This is a genomic window from Halobacillus sp. B23F22_1, assembly GCF_043497005.1.
GTDB lineage: Bacteria > Bacillota > Bacilli > Bacillales > Halobacillaceae > Halobacillus_A.
The window spans coordinates 1,147,464-1,162,596 of sequence record NZ_JBIEKE010000002.1 but is presented as its reverse complement, the minus strand read 5'-3'; the positions used below and the strand labels follow the sequence as shown (position 1 = coordinate 1,162,596).

Annotated in this window: 21 protein-coding genes; 16 read left to right on the top strand and 5 right to left on the bottom strand. The window is 40.4% G+C overall.

From position 1 onward, the window contains the following. The first annotated feature begins 151 nt into the window (after nucleotides 1–151). From rpsN to ACGTNH_RS13670, 9 genes are all read left to right on the top strand, one after another. Entirely contained in the window at nucleotides 152–421 is a 270-nt protein-coding gene (gene rpsN / locus ACGTNH_RS13710; protein WP_394587441.1) for a 30S ribosomal protein S14, read from the top strand. Between the two features lie 15 nt (nucleotides 422–436). After that, complete coding sequence (locus ACGTNH_RS13705) at nucleotides 437–1,591, top strand: FAD/NAD(P)-binding protein (protein WP_394587440.1); 1,155 nt, start codon at nucleotides 437–439, stop codon at nucleotides 1,589–1,591. 12 nt (nucleotides 1,592–1,603) lie between these two features. Further along, nucleotides 1,604–2,794: a GTP-binding protein gene (locus ACGTNH_RS13700; protein WP_394587439.1), complete on the top strand. Its 1,191-nt coding sequence runs from the start codon at nucleotides 1,604–1,606 to the stop codon at nucleotides 2,792–2,794. Between the two features lie 149 nt (nucleotides 2,795–2,943). Beyond that, nucleotides 2,944–4,431, top strand: a complete 1,488-nt coding sequence (locus tag ACGTNH_RS13695) for an alkaline phosphatase (protein ID WP_394587438.1) — start codon at nucleotides 2,944–2,946, stop codon at nucleotides 4,429–4,431. A 346-nt stretch (nucleotides 4,432–4,777) separates the two neighbouring features. Next, nucleotides 4,778–5,206 (top strand): hypothetical protein, encoded by a 429-nt coding sequence (locus tag ACGTNH_RS13690; protein ID WP_394587437.1) that lies wholly within the window; start codon nucleotides 4,778–4,780, stop codon nucleotides 5,204–5,206. Nucleotides 5,207–5,431: 225 nt separating this feature from the next. Beyond that, a complete protein-coding gene (locus ACGTNH_RS13685) occupies nucleotides 5,432–6,043 on the top strand; it encodes a DedA family protein (RefSeq protein ID WP_394587436.1) in 612 nt (203 codons plus the stop codon). Between the two features lie 23 nt (nucleotides 6,044–6,066). After that, nucleotides 6,067–6,243 carry a hypothetical protein gene (locus tag ACGTNH_RS13680; protein WP_394587435.1) on the top strand — a complete coding sequence of 59 codons (177 nt, stop codon included), beginning with the start codon at nucleotides 6,067–6,069 and terminating at the stop codon, nucleotides 6,241–6,243. 17 nt (nucleotides 6,244–6,260) lie between these two features. Then, nucleotides 6,261–6,467: a hypothetical protein gene (locus tag ACGTNH_RS13675; protein WP_394587434.1), complete on the top strand. Its 207-nt coding sequence runs from the start codon at nucleotides 6,261–6,263 to the stop codon at nucleotides 6,465–6,467. Between the two features lie 17 nt (nucleotides 6,468–6,484). Further along, nucleotides 6,485–6,685, top strand: a complete 201-nt coding sequence (locus ACGTNH_RS13670; RefSeq protein ID WP_394587433.1) for a hypothetical protein — start codon at nucleotides 6,485–6,487, stop codon at nucleotides 6,683–6,685. A gap of 87 nt (nucleotides 6,686–6,772) precedes the next feature. Here ACGTNH_RS13670 and ACGTNH_RS13665 read toward each other — a convergent pair whose 3' ends face one another. Beyond that, nucleotides 6,773–7,726 carry a ribose-phosphate diphosphokinase gene (locus ACGTNH_RS13665; RefSeq protein ID WP_394587432.1) on the bottom strand — a complete coding sequence of 318 codons (954 nt, stop codon included), beginning with the start codon at nucleotides 7,724–7,726 and terminating at the stop codon, nucleotides 6,773–6,775. A gap of 174 nt (nucleotides 7,727–7,900) precedes the next feature. Here ACGTNH_RS13665 and ACGTNH_RS13660 point away from each other — a divergent pair, with 174 nt between their 5' ends. From ACGTNH_RS13660 to ACGTNH_RS13640, 5 genes are all read left to right on the top strand, one after another. After that, nucleotides 7,901–8,209 carry a hypothetical protein gene (locus tag ACGTNH_RS13660; protein WP_394587431.1) on the top strand — a complete coding sequence of 103 codons (309 nt, stop codon included), beginning with the start codon at nucleotides 7,901–7,903 and terminating at the stop codon, nucleotides 8,207–8,209. Nucleotides 8,210–8,341: 132 nt separating this feature from the next. Further along, entirely contained in the window at nucleotides 8,342–8,578 is a 237-nt protein-coding gene (locus tag ACGTNH_RS13655) for a hypothetical protein (RefSeq protein WP_394587430.1), read from the top strand. Beyond that, nucleotides 8,571–9,497, top strand: a complete 927-nt coding sequence (locus tag ACGTNH_RS13650) for an Nmad3 family putative nucleotide modification protein (RefSeq protein WP_394587429.1) — start codon at nucleotides 8,571–8,573, stop codon at nucleotides 9,495–9,497. The genes ACGTNH_RS13655 and ACGTNH_RS13650 overlap by 8 nt, the downstream gene beginning before the upstream one ends. A gap of 180 nt (nucleotides 9,498–9,677) precedes the next feature. Further along, the gene (locus ACGTNH_RS13645; RefSeq protein WP_394587428.1) at nucleotides 9,678–9,932 is read left to right on the top strand and encodes a hypothetical protein; all 255 of its coding nucleotides are present in this window, start codon (nucleotides 9,678–9,680) and stop codon (nucleotides 9,930–9,932) included. Between the two features lie 285 nt (nucleotides 9,933–10,217). Continuing rightward, nucleotides 10,218–11,642, top strand: coding sequence for a sodium/glutamate symporter (locus ACGTNH_RS13640; RefSeq protein ID WP_394587427.1), 1,425 nt, complete (start codon nucleotides 10,218–10,220; stop codon nucleotides 11,640–11,642). 38 nt (nucleotides 11,643–11,680) lie between these two features. On the opposite strand, the gene ACGTNH_RS13635 is transcribed toward ACGTNH_RS13640, so the two are convergent. Next, nucleotides 11,681–11,842: an aspartyl-phosphate phosphatase Spo0E family protein gene (locus ACGTNH_RS13635; RefSeq protein WP_394587426.1), complete on the bottom strand. Its 162-nt coding sequence runs from the start codon at nucleotides 11,840–11,842 to the stop codon at nucleotides 11,681–11,683. 261 nt (nucleotides 11,843–12,103) lie between these two features. Beyond that, nucleotides 12,104–12,775 (bottom strand): MtnX-like HAD-IB family phosphatase, encoded by a 672-nt coding sequence (locus ACGTNH_RS13630; protein ID WP_394587425.1) that lies wholly within the window; start codon nucleotides 12,773–12,775, stop codon nucleotides 12,104–12,106. 170 nt (nucleotides 12,776–12,945) lie between these two features. Here ACGTNH_RS13630 and ACGTNH_RS13625 point away from each other — a divergent pair, with 170 nt between their 5' ends. Together ACGTNH_RS13625 and ACGTNH_RS13620 are read left to right on the top strand one after the other, a co-directional pair. After that, nucleotides 12,946–13,527: a cell wall hydrolase gene (locus ACGTNH_RS13625; protein ID WP_394587423.1), complete on the top strand. Its 582-nt coding sequence runs from the start codon at nucleotides 12,946–12,948 to the stop codon at nucleotides 13,525–13,527. A gap of 111 nt (nucleotides 13,528–13,638) precedes the next feature. Beyond that, nucleotides 13,639–13,758, top strand: coding sequence for an NUDIX domain-containing protein (locus ACGTNH_RS13620; protein ID WP_394587422.1), 120 nt, complete (start codon nucleotides 13,639–13,641; stop codon nucleotides 13,756–13,758). Nucleotides 13,759–13,835: 77 nt separating this feature from the next. On the opposite strand, the gene ACGTNH_RS13615 is transcribed toward ACGTNH_RS13620, so the two are convergent. Then, entirely contained in the window at nucleotides 13,836–14,231 is a 396-nt protein-coding gene (locus ACGTNH_RS13615) for an SET domain-containing protein (RefSeq protein WP_394587708.1), read from the bottom strand. 144 nt (nucleotides 14,232–14,375) lie between these two features. Beyond that, a complete protein-coding gene (locus tag ACGTNH_RS13610) occupies nucleotides 14,376–14,609 on the bottom strand; it encodes a hypothetical protein (RefSeq protein ID WP_394587421.1) in 234 nt (77 codons plus the stop codon). Between the last annotated feature and the right edge of the window lie 524 nt (nucleotides 14,610–15,133).

The window sequence follows — 15,133 nt, the reverse complement described above, 5'->3', positions numbered from 1 at the left end:
TTCTTTCCAACGAGAGATATTTTTTTGATCGTTTTTAAAACGTAATGATTACTCTTTATCTAGTTCTACTTACGGGATGAGTTAGATGAACCAACGTTACAGTTCTGCAGGTGTTTTTTCAATCAAATATTAAAAGGAGAGTGAATGGATCATGGCTAAAAAGTCAAAGGTCGCAAAAGAGAAAAAACGTCAGCAAATGGTAGCTAAATATGCTGAACGACGAAAAGAACTGAAAGCAAAAGGTGACTATGAAGCCTTACGCAAACTTCCGCGTGACTCATCTCCAACTCGTCTGCAAGGTCGTTGTGAAGTCACCGGCCGCCCACGCGGCTACATGAGGAAGTTTAAGATGTCTCGCATTGCCTTCCGTGAATATGCCCACAAAGGCCAAATTCCTGGTGTGAAAAAATCCAGCTGGTAAAAGGAGCGTGGCAAGATGTATCAATGGGTGATTGTCGGGGGAGGCATTCAAGGCAGTATGATCGCCGCCCATCTTCTCCATTACAAAAAAGTGAATAAAAATGATCTGCTCATTATTGATCCATTTGAACAGCCGATGACAAAGTGGAAGGCGCTCACGAAACGAGTAGGAATGTCCTATTTGCGCTCCCCTTCAGTACATCATCTTGATCCTGATCCTTACAGCTTAAAAAAATATGCAAAAAATAATGACTACGCCGGTGCATTTCTCGGTTACTATGGCCGCCCGCGGCTGGATATGTTTAATCAGCATTGTGACGATTTGGTCCATCGTGAAGGTGTGCAGGATTGCTGGAGGCAGGGTTTTGCTACAGGTTTGGAGAGAGAGTCAGCGCAATGGCTGATTTCTATAGATCATGCGGACGTAGTGGAAGCTGAGAGGGTTATTCTTGCGCTTGGCGTCAATAACAACCCTCATTATCCCGATTGGGCTGCTGATCTTTTACGTCATAAACCAACACGAGTGCATCACATTTTTAGTGAAAATGCGGAGACTCAGCAAGGTCGAATCACGATTGTAGGGGGCGGGATAACCGCTGCTCATATGGCAAAATCACTTGCCGAAAAAGCCTCTGAACCAGTGAATCTCATTAAACGACATTCGTTTCGAGTTGAGGGTTTTGACAGCGACCCAGGGTGGCTCGGACCTAAGTATTTACACCGATATCATCGAACAAGATGTTATCAAAAACGCCGTAACTTAATACAAGAAGCAAGGAATCGCGGCTCCATTACAAAAGGACTTCGCAGTGAGCTGAAAACTTTAGAGCAAAAAGGCAAATTAACAATTATTACAGATGAAATCAATGAAGCTGCTTATAAAAACAAGGAGATCAAATTAAAATTGATGCATCGTCCAGCTATTTACACAGAGAATCTTATTCTAGCAACAGGTGCCGAACCCTGCCTGCCGGGGAAGGAATGGTTAGAAAAAACGATTGTTAAGCACGACCTTCCCTGTGCCCCATGCGGATTTCCCATCGTTAATCAAAAACTGGAATGGGGAGAAGGCTTATTTGTTGCAGGAGCATTAGCCGAACTTGAAATCGGACCGGCCGCTCGTAATATCGCCGGTGGAAGGAAAGCAGCTGAACGGATCGTTCATGCGTAGGAGGATCATTTTATGAAGTCAAAAATACCGGTTACCGTACTAAGCGGATATCTTGGGTCAGGGAAGACTACCTTATTGAATCATTTGCTTTACAATCAAAGCGACTGGAAAATTGCTGTTGTAGTCAACGACATGAGTGAAGTGAATATAGATGCCAGCATGGTGAAACAGGGAGGATTTAAACGTACTGAAGAAAAACTGGTCGAGCTGCAGAACGGCTGTATTTGCTGCACGTTACGAGAAGATTTAATCAGAGAAGTTGAAAAGCTTGCGACTATGGACATCGATTATATTTTAATCGAATCAACTGGTATATCCGAACCCATTCCTGTAGCTCAAAGCTTTACTTATGAGGACGAAGAACTGGGTATTTACTTAGGTGAGAATTGTCGTTTAGATACGATGGTGACCGTCGTAGATGCCAATCGTTTCTGGGATGATTATGCTTCAGGGGAAACGTTGCTGGACCGTCAACAAGCTGCTGATGAAACAGATACAAGAGAAGTTATTGATCTATTAATGGATCAAATCGAATTTGCTAATGTCATTGTGCTAAACAAAATTGATCTCGTAAAGGCTGAAGATCGTGAAAAATTAAAAGCTGTTCTCCAACAGCTCAACCCCGAAGCACGAATTGTAGAAAGTGAGTTCAGTCGAGTAGCTCCTGAAGAAGTTTTGAACACAGGGAGTTTTGATTTTGAGAAAGTAAGTCAAGGTGCTGGATGGATGAAAGAGTTGAACGAGGAGCACGTACCTGAAAGTGACGAGTACAACATCTGCTCTTTTGTTTACCGAAGGAAGAAGCCATTCCATCCTGAACGATTCATGGCATGGCTTGAGAACTGGCCCGCACCTATTATACGAGCCAAAGGGTTTTTCTGGCTTGCTTCTCGTAATGACATAGCTGGTTTGCTATCTCAGGCTGGCTCTTCGTTATCGATTCAAGGAACGGGAGAATGGGTTGCGGAGCTTCCGGAATCTGAGCAACATGAGATTTTAACGGAAGATCCAGAATTACGAACCAGGTGGGATGACACTTATGGGGATCGTCTAACCGAGCTTGTATTCATTGGCATTGAAATGGACCAGAAGGAAATTGTAGAAACGCTTGACCAATGTCTGCTTTCAGAAGGAGAAATGGAGGAAGATTGGGAGACTTTTGCTGACCCTCTTCCTGAATTTACAGGTGAACACGCGCGATAAGTCGATAGTCCTTGGAATAGTACGGAGAAATAAATTCCTTTTATGGAAATAGACTCATTTTTTAAAAAGTTCATTGACGGTTTCGTTCCCAACTCTTTACACTGAATTAGTATTCAAAATTTTACAAAAAATTCAGTGGAGGGAAATATATGTCGATCAAAAAGAAAGTGAGCGCTACACTCGCTGCAGGCGTGATCTTCTCCGGAAGTATGTTTGCCTTAACATCAGAACACTCACCTCTATCAATAACCGCTGATGAAAAACGAGAATCAAACTTGGAAGTTGATAAAAAATCACCGAAGAATGTGATCGTGATGGTAGGGGACGGCATGGGCGTCGGTCAAATGGAAATAGCCAGACTGCTAGAGTCTGGAAAATCAGGTGACTTATTTATGGAATCTCTCGAAAATGTTGGAATGATGCGTACATATTCAGATGATAATTTTGTAACCGACTCAGGGGCCGCTGGTACTGCCATTGCAACAGGGAATAAAACGTATAATGGCGGTATCGGTGTTGATGCAGAAGGCGAAGAAGTCGACAGTATCTTAGATCTTTATCAAAGCGAAGGTAAAAAAGTAGGCGTTATTTCAACGAACACAGTAACGGATGCCACGCCGGCAGCCTTTACGGCGAGTGTATCTGATCGTGACGGGCAGGAAGAGATTGCTCGCCAAATGCTTGATCAGCAATACGATGTGCTGCTAGGCGGGGGAGCCGATTACTTTAGTCCTGACAACCAGGAGGGGAATGATTTAGTAGAAAAATTTAAATCGACCGGCTATGAGGTTGTAGAAAATGAAAGCAGCCTTGAAGAATCAGGTACGCCTGATAAACTGCTAGGCTTATTTAATGATTCATATATGAGTTATAAAACTGATCGTGATGAACTTAATAGCGAAGAGCCGACCTTAGAAGCGATGACTGATAAAGGGTTGGACGTGTTGTCTCAAGATGATGATGGCTTTTTCTTAATGGTGGAAGGAGCTCGTATTGACCATGCGGCACATGCTGCTGATGCCACTGGGGTTTGGCAGGAAACGATGGAATTTGATCGTACGGTTGAGCAAGTAGTGAATTGGGCGGAAGACCGTGATGATACGATGGTCGTTGTATTAGCCGACCACGAAACGATGGGAATGTCTGCTACGGAGCCTATGGATGTGGAAGGATTAAAAGACATTGAAGTCTCTCCAGAATACATAGCTCAGCAGCTGGAAACTGATGAAGAAACAGGTACATTCTCTGTAGACAGCGTGAAACAAGTATTTGCCGAGCATGCAGATATTGAATTGTCCGATGCAGAAGTTGATGAATTCCTAACAAACGTGGAGGATAACGATGGTGAAGTTTACGCTGAGTATCGTGTCGGCTGGGAAGTTGGTTCGATAATAGCTGACCACTACAAAGTAGGAGCTGTTAGCACAGACATTCGTGCAGAAAGCGGTACAGGCGGTCACACGGGCAACATGGTTCCTGTATTTGCCACGGGGGCTGGAAGCGAAGACTTTGAAGGCGTAATGGACAATACGGATATTATTGAATTAATTGCTAACTCAGCCAAATATAATAACGGGAAAGGTCCTGAAAACAGCAAGGGCAAAGGGAAAGATAAAGGAAAAGGACCAAATAAATAAATGGCAAAAGACCACCTTCTCTATGAAAAGGTGGTCTTTTTTTACTTTGGAAAACAATGGTACGATAAAGCTAGTACTTAATAAAAGAAGGGAGGATCCTGATGAAAAAGCCATTTGCTGGTTTCATTCTCTTAACTTTAATGGCGTGCGGAAACCCTCCTTTTACAGATGATAAAAAAATCCGTACTCTCATTATAAAGATGAGGAAATGATCGGAACTTTTTTGAAAGTGAATGAGAAGGAACAGCTTATAGAAGTCGATATTTCGGAATGGGCCAAGCGTGATTTAGAAGAACCTAGGACCGATGAAGGGTATTGATATAGAGGGAACTACTCTAGTGATACGGTGTTTCGTTATGAAGATGGCTCTTCTGCTTCGATCGAAGAGATGAAAGACGGGCAAAAGGTTTTAGTAAACCCTCCTGCACGATATAAATATAAGGGGAAGACTGAAGAGGTTGTTCTTCTCGATATGACGCATAAAGAGAAATACGGAGAAGTTCTATCTCAAAGAGAAGGTAAACTCAAAGTCGTTGTTATCTATGAGGATGGCAGAATGATGCCAAGTGAGTTAGATGAGCAAATGCTTGAAAATTTAAACCCCTCCCCTCTTGGAAGTTGGATTAAATACGAGGAGGATTACGTTGTGGACTATAAGGAAGAGTTTGAGATTAAAGAGTTGCCTGTTATTTTAGTTTTTGACCAAGAAGAACTGCTTTTTAAAACATATGAGCGAGAAGGGCTTGAACAATATTTTAAGAAACGCGGGAAATAGCATAAGGTATATGAAACAAAATAGCGGTCTGCTCGTATATATAGGAGGGTTTTGTTAACAGGAGGCAGATAAAGCAGTATTTTAATTAAGACAGTTGGGTATGGTTACCATTTCAATCTCTGAATCTGTTACCTTAACATTAAGGAAAAGAAGATATGACTGAAAAGGTACTACATATAATAGAAGAAGAAGCTTCAAAACCCTGTTTCTATAAAGGAGAGTATTATGGAAGATTGGTTAATCGGAATCATTGATGAATTTGGTTACATAGGAATTTTATTATTGATTGCAGGAGAAAACATTTTCCCGCCCATCCCCTCTGAAGTTATTTTAACGTTTGGAGGCTTCGTTACGACCACATCTTCCTTGAGTATATTTGGAGTAGTTATTGCTGCGACCGCAGGTTCAGTAATCGGGGCGCTGGTACTCTATGGAATAGGTCAACAGTTGGACGTGGTCCGTTTAGAAAAAATGGTTGATAAATGGGGACACCTGCTGAGGTTGAAGAGGAACGACGTTTACCGGGCAGATCAATGGTTTGATAAGTACGGTCCATGGACGGTTTTCTTTTGTCGATTCGTACCTCTTATAAGAAGCTTAATCTCCATTCCAGCAGGTATGTCCAACATGCCTCTGCCATCATTTCTTTCGCTTACTACGTTAGGAACGCTTATATGGAATGTAGTCCTCGTGAATTTAGGGGCTTCCGTCGGCGCTTCCTGGGAAGAGATCGTTCATTACATGGACGTATATGCGAAGATTATTTACGTATTATTGATTCTACTATTTATTATTTTAATAGGAATGTTTATTAGAAAAAGAAAGCGGAGAATGTAAAGAATTTAAAAGGGGGAATCCAAATGCGGAGCCGTTCTCTATTAATGCTGATATTATTTGTTATTATGATTTCCTCTATAACCAGCGGTATCGATGCAATTGAATATCATATTAAAACCTTAATTTATGGATTTTCTATGGTGGTTTTAATAGCTATTGGATGCAGCGCCCTATACTATAAGTGGAAAAAAGTGCAGTAAAAGGAGGAAATAAAGTCTTGGACGAGTATAAAGAAGAGCAAATCTTACAGGAATTACGAGAAATCAATCGGAAACTAGATGCAATGACTAACGATGAATTAGAAGTTCATAAAGAAAAACCGCTGCTGTACGATATTTTAAAGTCACTTGTTATTGGGACAGTGATTGTTGGACCTGTGTTAGCGGTGTTAATGGCTTTAGGAGGGGTCTTATCGGCAAACTAAGAATTGGACTAGCAGGAATGGTCATCATTTTAGGCGGTTACGGATTAATAACCGGGGATACTTCACTATCCTCATTAATGCTTTTTACAGTAGGACTTTTATTGCTGATGGATGGAGCTATCGAGCTTGGGAAAGATAAAAAGAGTTTCAGGGCATACTCTGGTTTCGCAATTGCAGCTTTTGTCTTTTTTGTTTCCGCTTATACGCTCTTTTCATAAGCTTATACTTTCGCTCATTTACATACGCTTCTAAATAAAATGAAGAAAGCCGTCTTTCCTATTATAGGAAGACGGCACTTTTCTTAATTAATCAAATAAAGGACTCACAGGTTCTTCGTTGTGCACACGCTTAATTGCTTCACTAATGAGCGGAGCAATCGTGAGCTGCGTTAGTTTATCGATTCGTTTCTCATCTGTTAATGGAATACTGTTCGTAACGATCAATTCTTTCACAGGAGAGTCATCAATTATTTTAATTGCTTCTCCAGACAGTACAGGGTGCGTACTGCATGCATACACTTCTTTCGCTCCTCTTTCTAATAGAGCTTTCGTGCCGCTTGTTATCCTTGTTCCTGTATCCACAATGTCGTCCATGAGAATAGCCGTTTTTCCTTCAATATCACCGACAATGTTAGTTTCACCCGGGAAATCTTTTCTTGGCTCACGCTTATCAATAATAGCGATCTGCGTTTTCAATCGATCGGCCATTTGGCGAGCTCTCTTCACGCTGCCGTGATCGGGTGAAACCACTACAATGTCCTCAAGGTTTTTCTCCGTAAAGTATTCAGTAAGTATTGGCATTGCAAGCAGCAAATCAACAGGTATATTGAAGAAACCCTGGACTTGCGGCGCATGTATGTCGATGGACATCATTCTGGTAGCACCAGCTTCTTCAATAAGATCAGCAACCAGCTTGGCCGTAATTGGTTCTCTGGAACGTGCTTTACGGTCCTGGCGGGCGTAGCCGTAGTATGGAATGACTACGTTGATGGATGCAGCGGAAGCGCGTTTAAGTGCGTCGATCATAATAAGCAGTTCCATAATATGATCATTCACGGACTCGCTCGTTGACTGAATAACGAAGACATCGCATCCACGAACGCTTTCTTCTATATTAATCTGTAATTCTCCGTCACTAAATTCATTTACTGCACACTTCCCTAAGTCTATACCAAGATTATCAGCGATTTCCTCAGCAAGTTCACGATTTGAATTCAATGAAAAAACTTTAATATTATCCTCAGCTCCTGCAAATGTCATGCCACAGGTCCCCCTTAAATAAAGCGATCTTAATCATACCTACTATTATCACAAAAAATACACCGAGAAACAAGAAACTTCCTTGTGAACAAAATAAGAAATCAACTTTGGACATACCTTCTAGTAGGGAGGCGGTACAAATGAAACGATAAAATAGTCGCAGCGCTTATGATTGTGGCAGGTTTGCTCTTATTCTTCGAAAGTTCCCTGCAAGAAGAGGATGAATGGACTTTACTTTTAGATGCAGTAGAAGAAGAAACCAAAGATTTTGAAACCGTAGAAGAAGTAAAGCTTAATAAAGAGCAGGATCTAATTATTATTGAAACATCGATTCAAGAAGGAAATTTTAATGAAGCGTTCACCTTAGACGATCAAATCGTAGAGAAGCTCCAACCGATCAATGATGAATTAAACATGACTTACTTCACTCAGTCGAATTTTAGTAATGGCACGCCCTTTGCTTCTAATAGCTTTCATAATTAAAGAATGACTTTTGGAAAAATAGGGTAAACAACTCCTGACGAACGTGTAAGGAGGTTGTTTATCATTAAGGAAAAAAGAAGGTGTAAATCCTGCGGCTGGGTCATTCCCTATCGAGAAATAAGGACGTCCAAAATGGACAACATTCAATGCCCTGACTGTGGAGAAATCAATCGCGTAGCTAAATCAACTCAATTTATTTGGTTTGCAGGCATCTTCGTATTACTTTTCATTGCAGCAATTATTAATAGTAAGGCGGATTTGAATTTTCCTCAAAAAATCTTATGGAATATGGTTATTATTCTTCCTTTATTCTATGGGGGATATTTCTCATTTTTAAAATTAGAAAGAGAGGAGGCGCATCATGGATAAACTCATCTTCAGCAGAAAGGGATTTGACTCATCGGCTGGACATGGCTACTCTCCTTATGATCCCAAAACCGGCAGATATATTGTCCTTCCGATCCCTGGAGACATTGTAAATAATAATGGATATAAATACGAGGATCTTCTCCTTAAACCAAATTATTTAGAAGGGGTTCAAGCGAATAATCTAAAAGAGCTTATTCATAATAACCATTTAAACTTCAGCAGAAAAGCCCGTGAAATTATTCACAGCTCTTATGCTCATTATGATCCGGTTCTAGGATCCCCGTCGTGGTTAGAAAACGGGCCGGCATTTGGGGCTTTCGGACAAGCAGAAGCAGCCGCCGGCCACCTGCGCAATCACCACGTGCAGGAAGGCAGTGTATTTTTATTTTTTAGTCGATTTAAACCTATTCAAAATCGGCTTCACCCGCTTGACCCTGAAGGTGGATGGAATAAAGGAGCCTATTTTATTTATGGCTGGCTGAAAGTTGGGAAAGTCATCACCTCAGATAACCTCTCAGAATTACCTCACGATATAAAAGAAGACCATCCTCATGGCTCAGATGAAGACTTTAGCCAAAGGAATCAAAATACAATATATATTGCATCTGACAAGTTATTTGATGACGCTGATATTCCTGGATGCGGCTATTTTCCAAGATTAAACTCGAATCTGCTGCTCTCTTCACCTGTTCATAAAAACAAACCGAGCATCTGGAAACTACCTTCGTTCTTCAATGAAGATCAATATCGGCCTACGTATTTAAATGTGGAAGATAAACGGAAAGATCGGTGGCTGGCATGCCCGGATGATGAAGACTATTGTTTTGTGCAGTCAACTGGACGAGGCCAGGAGTTTGTTTCCGTATTAAAGGATCAATCAATGGAGTGGCTTAAAACTTTATTTAAGGATAATTACTAAAGTTGGCTTTGCAGGAGGGATTTTATGGAGACTTCTTTCATTAAAATGTGTCTTTATACAGCTTGCTCGCTATTCATTTTATTAACTGCATCGGGCTGCTTTTGAGGGGAAACCTACAAGTTTGTTGGAGATAGTAATCATTGGGAAGGGACGTTAAACATTTCAAAGGACAGCAACACTGTGCAAAAAGAGTTTATCGTTGCCTATAAAGGGAGGGTAGAAGAACTTAGAAAGATAGAAAGAATTTCCTTTGGATATGATGCGGGGACTTCCAGTAGTGAGGAATCTCGAACATTTGATCGGGAACCGACTGAAAAACACTTCGTTACTGAAAGCAGCGCCGCGGGAGATACGCGAATCGAAGAAGGCGATGTGATTAAAGTAACCGTGCAGTGGGATGATCAGGAAGAAAGTTTTGAAATGAAAGTAGAATAGAAAAAATACTTCAGCTAAGCCCTATGGTTTCCGTTAACAAGTGCTGGTTTGTCTTATCATCATCTATGTAAACGAAATGAATGATAATTTATACACATAAACTGTGAGACAAACATATAATAAAAGACAACAAAATGGCGTGGTTTCCTATTCAATTAGAGGAGGCTGCGTCATTTTTTGTTTTACAACAAATGACAGCAATAGACAAATGATGTCAATGATTCTACGTTTACATACACTTTACCGTGGGAAAACCGAAGTATCGTCAAAAAAGGAGGAAGGCACGTGTCTGCTGATGTCATAGGTTTCAGCCTTCTTGTGATGGGTGTATTTTTAATCATAGGGAAGCTGATCCGCGTAAAAGTTAAATTATTTCAATCGCTGTTTTTACCCAGTTCCATTATTGGAGGGTTTGCAGCATTATTATTAGGACCGCAAGTGTTGGGTAACGCTCTTGCACCGCTGGCAGGGGAAGATTCTTTTTGGTCCTCAGGTCTTCTTACAGAAAATATGACTGTAGTGTGGGAGGCATTACCAGGACTCATGATTAATGTTATTTTCGCTTCACTTTTTTTAGGAAAAACCACCCCTTCTTTAAAGAAAATTTGGCATAACGGCGGGCCGCAGCTCGCTTTTGGATGGACGATTGGCTGGGGTCAGTACGTCATTGGGCTCTTAATCGCACTTTTAATTTTAACGCCATTCTTCGATATACCACCGATGGCCGGCGCATTAATTGAGATTGGTTTTGAAGGGGGCCATGGGACGGCTGCCGGGCTGCAAGGTACGTTTGAGGATTTAGGATTTCCTGAAGCCTATGACCTTGCCATTGGACTAGCTACGATCGGGGTGCTGTCCGGAGTGATTTTCGGGATTGTACTTATTAATATTGCTGTTCGTAAAGGAGAAACACAGATCGCACAAAAACAGAGTAAATTCTCTGATCTACAAAAGCTGGGCATTCGTGAATTTGAAAATCGTGAATCCGCTGGAACGATGACGCTGCGTCAGGAATCGATTGAACCCTTATCCTTTCATTTTGCTATGATAGGGATTGCGATCCTAATCGGCTATGCTTTACAGCAAGCATTTATAGGAGTAGAGGCGATTACATGGGGGCCGATGACAGACACTTATGTAATGACGTATATTCCCTTATTCCCACTGGCTATGGTTGGAGGTATTTTACTTCAGATGTTCCTTGATAAGTTTGACCGATTCAATACAGTTGACCGCCGAATGGTTATGAGAATCCAAGGGTTGTCTCTTGATATTTTAATCGTGACCGCAATAGGTACGATTTCATTATCTGTAATTGGTGAGTTCTTTGTACCATTCTTGTTATTAGCTGTTGGAGGTATTGGCTGGAACCTGTTAGCCTTTAAGCTTTTTGCTAAAAAGATGATTCCAACGTATTGGTTTGAACGTAGTATTGGTGATTTTGGACAGTCAATGGGGATCACGGCGACTGGTCTTCTGCTTATGCGTATTGTCGATCCGGAAGTAGAGACACCGGCATTAGAAGCGTTCGGTTATAAACAGTTAATTTATGAACCGTTCTTAGGTGGGGGGTTAGTGACTGCTCTATCCGTTCCGGTTATCTATTCCCTAGGGGCGGTACCATTTTTAATATTTGCATTCGTCATGGCCTTGATTGGCTGGGCTGTCGGTATTTTTTACTTTGGTAAACAAGCTGTTGAACCCAGGTAAGCATAGGAAGGACTGTCTTCATGTAGGAGACAGTCCTTTTAATTAGCCAACCTATTTAACAAATGATCGAGCTGCTGACTGCATTTGACTGTTCTTCTATCCGTAAGACCGTAGCGGTTACCTAATTCTATCATCTCTTTTTTCTTTACTTGTATATCTTTCGTTAATTTGTAGTGGGGTTCTATGATTTGATTATTCATAATGATTCTCCTTCAATGGGTTTTTAACAAACAACGTTAACGATTATCCTAATTTTGCAAATGAAAATCAATAGTTTCGTGAAAATATTCCAAGATTCGACAAAGCTTCTAACAAACTAACGATGCTCCCCATTTTTCGGAAAATTCGTGCGGATTCTTTCTGTTATGAGTGGCCAAAAATTTACAAAAGTGTGGAAGTTGTACATAAATCTCTTCAAATGCTCGTATTTTTGCTGGAGTGTTCATAAATTGCTCGAAAGATTATTCGTCTTTTGCTGGTACAGAAGAAAGAAATCCTTTTCTTTTTAATTCATATTCAACTTCTTTGAATTCTTTTACTGGAATAAAAGAGATGTTCTTTTCTTCAAGAATATTCTGTAATACGCCTTTGGCAAAAGTAAGGTCCGCATAGACCGCAGGATGAGAGTCGGGTTCGCTGTCGCCGGCAAAATGAATCGTTTCATACTCTTTCTTAAGGTCCTGTATCACTTGTGATTTGTCAATTCCATACCGCTCGGAAAAATGTCGATGCTTGGAATCTATATTCATATATACATTTTTATCCTGATAGTATCCCTCATTTGAAAGCACGGTCACCTGCCGGATATTATATTTTTCTAAAATGTGATGAATGTAATAATCTGTTCCTGCGCTCAATATGTAAAAGTCACCGCCATTATTTTGAATCGTTGAAATAAACTCAGGGACGTAAGGATCAATAGGAATTTGGCGAATCTCTTCGATGATCTGCTCTTCTTCCTGATCGATCGAAGAAAAAACGGTCGTTAAAAACTCGATATCTTTCATCTCACCTGCTTTCCATCTTTTAAACAGGTTCTTCCCTTCAGGAAAATACTTCTCAATGATGATCCAGTAAAAGTCTTTCGTAGAAATCGTCCCATCAAAATCTGAAACAAACGCCCATTTTTTCATGATTTCAGCCTCCATCGTTTATAGATTTAATATTCAGTTTAACAGATCTTTCGAAAAGTTTATCGTAAAACAATTTAAGTAACTGGAAACACTGGAAACAATTAATAGTAAAAGAAACACACCTCTTATGTTACCTTATAATAGATCAAATTTTAGGAGGTAGATTCAAAGTGTTAAAGAAAGTAGGAATGGTCGGAATTGCAGCTTTTTGTGCTCTTGCCTTTTCATTTCCGACGCAAAGTTCTGCCCATGCAAACACACATAACGTCCAAGAGGGCGATTCTTTATATATGATCGCTAAGGAGTATGGTGTACCAGCCAAGCAAGTCCAAGAGCTTAATGAGAAATCGAACACAGACATTCAAACAGGTGAAGAATTGCAGCTTCCAGATGGAGCTAGTGATTATGAAAAAGATCTTCTTGCTCGCTTAATAGAGGCTGAAGCAGAAGGGGAAAGCTATGAAGGAAAAGTCGCTGTAGCTACTGTTGTGCTAAACCGAGTAGAAAGTGACCGTTTTCCTGATACGATTCATAACGTGATTCATGATGGCTATCAATTCTCCCCGGTGTTAAACGGATCTATTAATCAACCAGCTGGTGAAGAGTCAAAGCGTGCAGTGAATGAAGCATTTGCTTATCAAGGATACGATCAAGAGTCACTCTTTTTCTATAATCCAGACAAAGCAGATAGCAGTTATTTAGAGAGTCAAGAAGTGACTACAATTATTGGCAACCACGTATTTTTAAGATAGTAAACACTGGCAAGCATCCCTGCTAAGGATGCTTGTTTTTTGTGAGAATTGGTTATAAACTATGTAAATGTTCAACTATATAAATAGAATGATGATCTGACCAAAAGGGAAATGCCACGGGGGCAAGGAGAAGAAGGAGAGTCGATAAGAGCTGCGGCTGTAAGGGAAACAAAAGAAAAGTGCGGGTTAACGCTCCTGAGTTCTGTATTTCTATTATTTACTGTTAGTTAAAATTGAAGAAAAAGATGCTGCGGAACAAGGCACAAAAAAACCACCCGAAAAAGCTCGGGTGGTTTGATGAAATAATGCTATTCTTCGTTTTCTTCTTCCTCTTTGTTAAACCATAAAGGATCATCATTGTTAATTTCACCGTTATAGTTAATTAAGATTTCTTCGCCTTCTTTTATATCCGTATAGGCATAGAAGTCAAACGAATTGTTATCAAAATTAATTCTATAGTCTGCATTTGGCTGATACGAATGATTAAACATCATGCCATAGCCTAAAAGAAAGGCTGTATGGTGCTCACCGTACTCAAATGCATAATCAGCAAGGTATGTTTTCTCTATATGCTTATGCTCCTCATTAGGGTAAGGAAGAACAGGAGCTTCGTGAATGAGTTCGTTCTTTGAAATATTACGTGTGGCGAAAACGCCTTTATCTGATTCATCATCTGTAATTGTAGAAGTTCTTACTTCGATCATAGGATCACCTGCAGTTCTTTTCATTTTATTAATCTTTTCTTAGTTTGACAGGTACGGGGGCAGAATGCAATTGTTCAAATATTCGCTCTCCTGTGCGTGCTGGATTAATCTATAGGATCAGCCGTTTTTCCATAGCGAATGCCATCATGATTCTTTAAACAAATGGCATTTGAAGGAATTTTCTTTTTCAATAAAATGAATATAAGGGTTGCGTTCTAAAGGAAAATATTGAATAGAGGATGGCAAGATCCTTAGTTTGTGAAACAACTGTTCATTCGAATGGATATCTTTAAAGAGGAAGCTGCAACCTTTTCCTTCTGAATCAATAAATTGTGCTTCGGTATATCCTTCGTTTTTCATAAACGGTAATAAGTCCACATGTATTCTCCTTAGCTTAAGGCATGGAACAACCTTAACATATATGAGGAACATTATCCTCCTATAACGATTGGTAAATGTCTCTATTTCCACCAGTAATGTTTATTTTTGAATGTTTATAGATTGAAAGATTGAAGTTCAGGGATAAACAAGATTGGGCTAACTTAAAAAGACCCATTCAATTTTGGATGTCACTGAAAAAGTCCTATCTAATCTTAAAGAGCCTCACGAATCGCTTTTCGGGGGATACTTTCCGCGGGCACGGCCTCGGCTAACTTGGTCGAGAAAATCACTTGACCCAATGGATCTTCGGCTCGCGCTGTTCCGCTTGCATCATCCCCGAAATGCCCATTGTGGGGTCCATCTAAAACCCATCGGTATGTTCAATTTTCTACTTCTAGAATCCCTCTATACGTTGTCTGGCTTAATCACAGCTCATGTGAAACGAAATCGTTAAACTTATGATGGGATAGAAGGCGCAAATCTCTTAATAGTTAGCAGAAAAGCGTCCTGTGTGGACATAA